The 8,105-nt window shown below is 34.8% G+C and carries 7 protein-coding genes; 1 reads left to right on the top strand and 6 read right to left on the bottom strand.

Going from position 1 to position 8,105, the window contains the following annotated elements:
- Window positions 1-124: 124 nt before the first annotated feature.
- Window positions 125-1,906: an N-acetylmuramoyl-L-alanine amidase gene (locus FJR38_RS07110; RefSeq protein ID WP_168536165.1), complete on the top strand. Its 1,782-nt coding sequence runs from the start codon at window positions 125-127 to the stop codon at window positions 1,904-1,906.
- A 22-nt stretch (window positions 1,907-1,928) separates the two neighbouring features.
- On the opposite strand, the gene FJR38_RS07115 is transcribed toward FJR38_RS07110, so the two are convergent.
- The 6 genes from FJR38_RS07115 to FJR38_RS07140 form a co-directional block, all read right to left on the bottom strand.
- Window positions 1,929-2,174, bottom strand: a complete 246-nt coding sequence (locus FJR38_RS07115; RefSeq protein WP_168536167.1) for an HNH endonuclease — start codon at window positions 2,172-2,174, stop codon at window positions 1,929-1,931.
- Complete coding sequence (locus FJR38_RS07120) at window positions 2,171-3,358, bottom strand: DUF2252 domain-containing protein (RefSeq protein ID WP_168536169.1); 1,188 nt, start codon at window positions 3,356-3,358, stop codon at window positions 2,171-2,173. Before FJR38_RS07120 ends, FJR38_RS07115 begins: the two co-directional genes overlap by 4 nt.
- 323 nt (window positions 3,359-3,681) lie before the next feature.
- Window positions 3,682-4,059 carry a KGK domain-containing protein gene (locus FJR38_RS07125; RefSeq protein WP_168536171.1) on the bottom strand — a complete coding sequence of 126 codons (378 nt, stop codon included), beginning with the start codon at window positions 4,057-4,059 and terminating at the stop codon, window positions 3,682-3,684.
- A 103-nt stretch (window positions 4,060-4,162) separates the two neighbouring features.
- Window positions 4,163-4,570: a KGK domain-containing protein gene (locus tag FJR38_RS07130; RefSeq protein ID WP_168536173.1), complete on the bottom strand. Its 408-nt coding sequence runs from the start codon at window positions 4,568-4,570 to the stop codon at window positions 4,163-4,165.
- 96 nt (window positions 4,571-4,666) lie between these two features.
- Window positions 4,667-7,051 carry a dynamin-like GTPase family protein gene (locus FJR38_RS07135; protein ID WP_168536175.1) on the bottom strand — a complete coding sequence of 795 codons (2,385 nt, stop codon included), beginning with the start codon at window positions 7,049-7,051 and terminating at the stop codon, window positions 4,667-4,669.
- Window positions 7,052-7,151: 100 nt separating this feature from the next.
- Window positions 7,152-7,880, bottom strand: a complete 729-nt coding sequence (locus FJR38_RS07140; RefSeq protein ID WP_168492955.1) for a phosphate/phosphite/phosphonate ABC transporter substrate-binding protein — start codon at window positions 7,878-7,880, stop codon at window positions 7,152-7,154.
- Window positions 7,881-8,105: the final 225 nt, after the last annotated feature.

Below are 8,105 nucleotides of genomic sequence, written 5' to 3' on the forward strand. Positions count from 1 at the left end.
TTGGTGAGTAAATTTCTGTTTTCATCCTGTTAATCCTTTAATCCTGGACATCCTGATTCTGACAGTTTACCTAACTAGCAACTTACGTTATTAGTATTTTTATTCTTTTTTGGTTATTTTTATCGTGAAAAAACTTTTAGGATTAGCAGTATTTAGCTTTATTTGTACTCCGTCCATTGCTTTAGCACAATCATCACTTTTAGTGGTTTATCCCCCAGCAAACCACAAAACCAGTACAGAAAAAATATTTTTTATCGGTACAGCACCAGCAACTGGACAAGTCCTGATTAATGGTAAACCTGTTAAACGGAGTCAAGCTGGACATTTTTCTCCTAGTTTTCCCTTGCAATTGGGGGAGAATGTGTTTAAGATACGTTACCAAGATCAAGAACGCGAGATTAAAGTCAACAGGATTTCTACTCAACCAGAATTACCACAAGGTTTAGGCTTTGCTAAAGATTCTCTGACACCTGCGGCTGATATTACTAGATTACCAGGAGAACTGATTTGTTTTGGCGCGATCGCACCTCCCCAAGCTAATGTATCCGTCAAATTAGCTAATCAAACTGTTAATCTTTCACCGCAACCTTTAAAAGCCGAATTACCTGCTAATTCCAGCATTTTAACTGGGCGCAATCAAGCTACAATTTACAATATTACCAAATACCAAGGTTGTACAACAATTACCAATACAGGGGATTTAGGACAACCTCAATTTAGTTTGACATTGAATGGTCAGACAACAACTGAAACCGGTAAAGGCAAAATTCAAATTCTTGCACCTGTACAGTTACCAGTTGTTGAGGTAATAGCCGCTTCAGGTGTAGCCCGCACGGGTCCAAGTACAGATTATTCTCGACTGACACCTTTGCCTCAAGGAACAAGAGCAACAGCTACAGGTACAGAAGGCGATTGGTTACGTTTAGACTATGGGGCTTGGATTAATAGTAAAGAAACCAAAATTCTCCCTGGTGCAGTTCCCCCACAAACAGTAATTCGCAGTGTGGGATATCGTCAACTAGCTAGAGAAACAGAGATCCGTTTTCCCTTGCAAATGGCTGTACCTGTGAGTGTCGAACAGGGAAATAATTCCTTTACCCTGACTCTCTACAATACCACTGCCCAAACAGATACTATTCGTCTGGATGATGATCCTCTAATTTCTCGCCTAGATTGGCAACAGGTGACTCCACAACAGGTTAAATACACCTTTAACCTCAAAAAGTTCCAACAATGGGGCTATAAGCTGAAATACGACAATACAACCCTGGTATTGACTTTGCGTCATGCACCAAATATTGACAGCAGAAAACGCCTACCTCTATCTGGTATCAAAATCTTACTTGATCCAGGACATGGTGGTAAAGAATCTGGTGCAATTGGTCCTACTGGGTATCCAGAAAAAGATGTAAATTTGGTAGTTTCTAAATTACTGCGGGATGAATTGGTGAAACGCGGTGCTAAAGTGGTGATGACTAGAGAAGATGATCGTGATGTTTCATTAGTCGAACGTCAGGAAATTATTAATAAAGAAGAACCTGCGATCGCTCTTTCAATCCATTATAATGCTTTACCAGATAATGGTGATGCCGAAAATACCAAAGGATTTGGAACGTTTTGGTATCATCCCCAATCACACAACGTTGCAATATTTTTACAAAATTACGTTGTCAAAAAACTCGGTAAACCTTCCTATGGTGTCTTCTGGAATAATTTAGCCCTAACTCGTCCTCATATTGCACCTTCAGTATTATTAGAATTGGGTTTTATGAGTAATCCCAATGAATTTGAAGAGATAGTTAATCCCCAACAACAGAAGAAGATGGCTAATACTTTGGCTGACGGGGTGACAGAATGGTTTAAAGGCATTTATCTAACCACAGAGGCACAGAGAACACAGAGGTAAGAGGTAAGATGGTGTAGTTTGGCTAGGTGTCAAAATAGCGCCGAAAACGTTTGTCAATTTTATCTGTTTTGTGTTGGTTGCAGGTTAAGCAGAGTGTTTGTAAGTTACTAATATCGTTTTTTCCCCCACGAGACAAGGGGATAATATGATCAATGCTGAGTTGAGTTTCTCCAGAGATTTTACCACAGCTTTGACATTGATATTTATCTCTTTGAAAAACGTAGCTTCTGACTTCTGGAGGTATGGGAATTCGTGGGGTTTTATTCATATTGATTCACAAAATTCTTGAAAATCTTCGTTAACTTTTTCGGCGTAATTACGTGCATATTCTAAAATAGAATTATGCCATTGAGAAGATTGACTAAAATCAATTAATTCATCAGCAATTACAGAACCTTGTCTTCCACTACTGCGTAATTGATCCCAAGCTGTTACTTCAGCCATTGTTTGCATTAACTTTTCTAAACGTCCTAACTTTCCATCCCAAGCTTGTAAACTTACCGTATCTTGTTCTGGTTGCAATTCCCGTAAAACATAAGATTTATCACCATCATCTATTCCTTCTAATAACGCTGGAGAAGTTCCTTGTAAACGTTGTTGAATATTAACAACTCTTGCAGCATGAGTGTGCCATTTTGGTTGAGAAACTGTTAAATAAGGTTGTAAAGAACTGGGATGAATTTCTTTAAAATCTAGTAAATAATTACCGTCAGGAGAACCATGACCTTCTACTAAAATGACATAGCGTTCTAAACCTAAACTACCATTACCAGCTATGCGTTTTTGAATATCTATGATTTCATAGAAATCGGCATTTTGGTCTGTAGAATGATGCCAATGTCTAATTAACTTTTTAACATTTTCTTGTTCTGATTCTGTAGCTTTCTTAATACGTTTTTTCTCAATATCTAACCACCGCTTACCATTTTTTTCCTTAGAGTATTTATTTAAAAATTTAACCCGTTCTCGTTTTTGCAAACTTGCTAATAAATCTTTCACTAAACCTTTTGCAGTTTCTTTTTCTACAGTTCTAGGTTTTCCTTCAGCGAGAGTTGCCGTGTAAGTTTTTAAATAAATATCGCTTAAATGTAGAGATTCTGCATCATTGATACCAACAGCATGAGAAGCAACAATGATACTCGTAACAAATCTAACTAAATCCCAAGTACAAGGTGCAAGAACCGATTCATCAAAATCATTAATATCAAAATAAACTAACCGATTTTCCCCTTTATAACTACCAAAGTTTTCTAGATGTAAATCACCACAAATCCAAGTTAGAGGTGCTGAATTTAGGAGTGAATCTGGAGGAAGGTCTTCATAAAATAAATGACAAGTTCCCCGGAAAAAGGAAAATGGATCAGTAGCAAGTTTTTTATATTTTAACTTTAATAATTCTGGGTTGCGTCCGTTGTTGAAGTTTTCGATTCTGGTTTTGATGTTGTTGGACATAGATTTATATTGTCTGAATCAGGATTTACAGGATTTGAGGATTTACAGGATAGGATTTAGTTTTGTGGTGATATTTTTGGATTTATTGATTTGATTATTTGAGAATAAAGTTTTTATTTTTCAGAATTTTTATAATTATACTAATATATGTCTCGTGAATTACTAATTTTAACATAAATTAAAAATAATTCTAAAATTCTGATACTGAAAATTAATATCATCATCTTGTAAATCCTTAAATCCTGGATATCCTGATTCAGACAATTAAGGCGATTATAAATCGCGTCTACACAAACAAAGTCCACCTTCGTGGACTAATTAATTTATGATGTAGCTTCATTTATCTTACGACGTAAATCATCAAGGGGTGATTCTGGTTCTTTGATTTCTTCAATTTCTGGTTCGTCAGGACAAAATTCTAAAGAAACTTTAATTCTAAATTTTCCTGATTGCCAATTTTTACCAGGTTTTAAAATCTGACAATTAACACCATCATTCATCCAATTACTATCATCTTTAATAGAAGGTAAACGACGACTATTTATAGAGTCTAGTTCATTATTTAATTGATATAAACCACCATTTTGTAAGATTAAGTTTGATAGTGCTAAATTCAATTGACTCAGTTTTAAAATATAACCATCAAAATCAATCACAATATCACCTTGTTCAGAATCTATAATTTGAAACTTCTCTTCCATTTCTTTCTTCCTTTGCGTCTTTGCGCCTTTGCGTGAGTATCTAAATCCGGCGATTATAAATCGCGTCTACATAAACAAAGTCCACCTTCGTGGACTAATTAACTTATGATGTAGCATCATTTATCTTACGACGTAAATCATCAAGAGGTGATTCTGGTTCTTGAATTTCTGTATTTTCTTCTTCAATTTCTGGTTCATCAATCTCAAATTCTACAGAAATTTTGATTCTAAATCTTGCATCTTGCCAACCTTTTGAGTTAATTTTAAGAATCTTACATTTTACATCTTCAGTCCAGTTTGCATCATACCATTTTACCCCAAGCCATTTTACCTGTATTCCCCTACCTTTGAGTGATTCATTTATTTTGTCAGAAAAGTTTAACCCATTATAAGAAATAGCAGAAATTAAAGATTCTTTAAATTTTCCAAACTTGCATAAAAAAGAATCACCTAAATCTAAAACATCATCATTATTTCCATTTTCTAATTGACTATTTAATTCTATTTTCATGTATTTTGACCTTTCTTTTTAGTTATTTGTAAATAGAGTTTGCGCGAAACCCAAAAATCAGGTGAACACAGAAAAACCCTGCATTCACCCAAAATATTATACCTCTTCCTCCCCAATTATCGGCAGCAAATGTTCATATAACTGCATAGCTTGTAAACAACCATTAATTCCCGCAACCGCTGTATTATACTCCTCAATTTTCCCCACAACTTGACTCAACAAACGCTGATTATTAGCAATCTTTTCTTCCGCTTCCTGTTCCAAAGTATTCTCTAAATAAGCACGCGCATGGGGATATTGTTGTAAAATATTATCCGCTTGTTTTTCTCCTATTGGTAACAACTGAGTTTTGATAGTTTGGTTAATAGTTTGACGGAAAGATTTCCGAATAGTAACTTCAACTTTCGGTTCAAAATCTAACTTCAACAATTGTCTAATTGCAGGTTCAGCTTCAACTATACTTTCTGCATCGTAACCTTGTGAAGTTTGTTCTAATACTTGTCGAAATTGATAGATAGAAAATGTTCCTTCATTGTAAAATCTGTGACTTTCTCTCACAAAGCGATCGCATTCCACACTCGCAGCAGTTACTAAAGCTTGAGAAATCACTTTTTCGATCAATTTAACCTCAGATTCAATTCCTCCATCATTCCCTAATAAGCGATACAATTGACGGTAATATTCTGATTTTCTAATCTTTTCCATTAACTGCTGAAATAGATTAGCAATTACCTGTTGACAAGATTCTATTAAAATATCTTCCAACTGATTTGATAGGTAATAAAAAGCCTCTACCAAAATAGCTAATAAAGGTGCAGTTGCATTGCGAGGATGACTCAAAGTTGCGCGACGATAAGCTTCTGCAACGGAAAAGGTATCTAATAATTCATCCAAACGACGAATCATCCGTGATTGTAATTGTCGAAAATCAGATTCAAACTCTTCGCAATTATTATTAATTAATCTATTGACTTCTTCGTGAATATGTTGGCTAAAATCTCTCCCAACTTGTTGGAGTTGCTGATTTAATTTTTGCAACTCATATTCTTTCATACTCTCAATTTCTCGCGGTTGACTATCTAATTCTCGTTGTGAATTTTGATAGTGTTTCTTGAGTTTGATACAAATGTCTTCCAAATCATCAGCGAGGTTTTTAAATAACTGGGGACGTTTTTCTTCTATCAAATATTGGGTAATAGAAGTACGAAATTCTTCAATTCCACTATCTTGAATTAATTGATGAATTAACGGTGTTCCTTGTTCGCTTAAAATTCTCACATAGTTTTCATTGGGAGTTTCAAAGCTGTTAACAGAAATCCGAAATTGACTCGGTGACAATTTACCAGAGTTAGCGCAATAACGATTAAACTCGTTAATAAATTGCGGTGTTTCTTCTCTATCATCTAAACCTTTAACACTTTCTGCAAAAATCGAATCTAATCCAAATCTATCTAACCTTGTTGTTTGTTTAAGTTGACTTCCGTAAAACCCTAATAAACCACTGGTTTTATAAACTCTGCTAGTATCTCGAAATTGACTGTTAATTAAGTCTTCTAATCTTTGTCTGAGTTGGTTATTGTACCAAGTTTCATCTATGCGGTTAAAGATATAAAAAACCCGATCTCTAATCCCTGTATTTTCCCGCATTGTTTCCAGCATTTCTGTTTCTTCTTTTGTCATATCTCCTGCTGACGCAGGTTTGAGAACACAGACTACTGCTGATGTATCTGAATGTTGAATTTTTTGATATGTTAATTGTGCATCTTTTTCTACTGGTGCATCAATTCCTGGTGTGTCTATAATGACGTTACCATCTTCTAAAAGCGGATGATAACAATAATATTCAATTCGTTTCAAAACCGCGCTATTACTACCTCTTCGTGCATATCCTGCGGCTTCTTTGAGGTTAGTAAAATTAAATTGTTCCATTGAGTATGTTGCATTATTAAAACCATGAATACGTTCACGATTTGCTACATATCCCTCTAATAATAAAATCAACGCTTTTGCTTGTTTTGCACGTTCTGATTTACTCTCTCCTCCTTCTTGTTGAATAATAGCTTGACAACCTTGATGCAATAAATCAATTACATCTTGTTTATTGATATTTTCAACAGTGTTAAATCCCAAATGCTGACACAAAAAAACCGCTTGTTCTTGAATTTCTCTTTCACTCAAAAAGGTTAAAACCACCCTTTCTGAATCTATTGGTGCATACTCAATTTTGCATTCTGTACCAGTTGCGTGTCCTTCTGCACTATATAACAATTCTCTTTCCAATAGTGCATTAATCAACATTGATTTACCCGCACTAAAAGCACCAGCAAACACAATTTCAAACTTGGGAGAAATGGCTTTATCCAAAGAAACTTGCACAGATGTTATATCTTGCGATCGCAAAGCCGCTTCTTGGTGTAGAAGTTGGAGAATAGACTCCACTTGTGCTTGCAATTGCTGACACTGGGGCATTAAACTTGACATAAAAAGTAGGAAACAAGGTGCATAAGTATTGTAATACTACTTGTTGCAATTTAGCTACATCATGCCCAAAGCACCACAAGTCATATATATTCAGTAAGGACTATTTAGCAATAATTTGTTTAATCGCGTCTATTTCAGATTCAGTAGGAATCATCCATTGTTCAATATTCAATTCATCCAAAATATCTTTCCCTTTGCTATTTTGTTTCATTTCTAAAAGAATGGAAGCCAAATTTTTCTGAATTTGAATTGCTTTTGATGATAAAACAAGCTGATGAAAAGCTTTCTTTTCTTGTGATGTTGCTATATATTTCACCAGACTTTTTGTTGCTTCTCCTAATTGCTCATAAGTATCCTTATAAACAAAACCTAACATTGCATCAGTTTCTTTATTTGCGATCGCCTTAATAACAGCTAACCAAGTAGATTTATCAATTAATTCAGCAGGTTTAATTCCTTGAGTTTCCAGAGCATTTAAACCTATTTTAGTGGCTAACATACTCACCACACTCACCAAATTAGACCCTTGAAATGATTCTAAAGAAGGATTATCTAGATCATGATGAGCAATAAAAACCACTTCATCATATAAATTACTTGGACGTGCTACAGAAATAAAATTGTTTTTCAACAAATTCATTGTATCGGCTGGATTACCATAAACGATATCTGCATCGTTCATTTTCTGATGAAATTCCTGAAAATCTAAGGCTAATTCAAAATGGACTATTTGATCAAGATTTTGGCTGAGATATTGAGCAAATCTAAACCAGCGGTCTGGGTTTTTAGCTGTATCATGAGGGCAAACCATTAAATTTAGTTTATCCATGATTAATCCTTCCCTAACTTCTGAGAATGAAGTTGATTGTGTTTCTCTTTTTATTTTTACTCAGTACGTTGACTCAGGATTGATACTTGTTACAGAACTTAATATTTTTTATTAAAACGCCTAAGTTGCTTATAATGAGGATGATTTGATCAAATATAGGCACTTAAGTAACTTCACTTAGATCATACCTAAAGCGCCGCGAGTTACACCTAATTGATTTTGCAA

Source organism: Anabaena sp. UHCC 0253 (assembly GCF_009712085.1).
GTDB lineage: Bacteria > Cyanobacteriota > Cyanobacteriia > Cyanobacteriales > Nostocaceae > Dolichospermum.

Excerpts from the sequence above, each read along its gene's own strand:
- FJR38_RS07115 (WP_168536167.1), bottom strand. The coding sequence starts at position 2,174 with ATGAATAAAACCCCACGAATTCCCATACCTCCAGAAGTCAGAAGCTAC.
- FJR38_RS07130 (WP_168536173.1), bottom strand. The coding sequence starts at position 4,570 with ATGAAAATAGAATTAAATAGTCAATTAGAAAATGGAAATAATGATGAT.
- FJR38_RS07120 (WP_168536169.1), bottom strand. The coding sequence starts at position 3,358 with ATGTCCAACAACATCAAAACCAGAATCGAAAACTTCAACAACGGACGC.
- FJR38_RS07125 (WP_168536171.1), bottom strand. The coding sequence starts at position 4,059 with ATGGAAGAGAAGTTTCAAATTATAGATTCTGAACAAGGTGATATTGTG.
- FJR38_RS07135 (WP_168536175.1), bottom strand. The coding sequence starts at position 7,051 with ATGTCAAGTTTAATGCCCCAGTGTCAGCAATTGCAAGCACAAGTGGAG.
- FJR38_RS07140 (WP_168492955.1), bottom strand. The coding sequence starts at position 7,880 with ATGGATAAACTAAATTTAATGGTTTGCCCTCATGATACAGCTAAAAAC.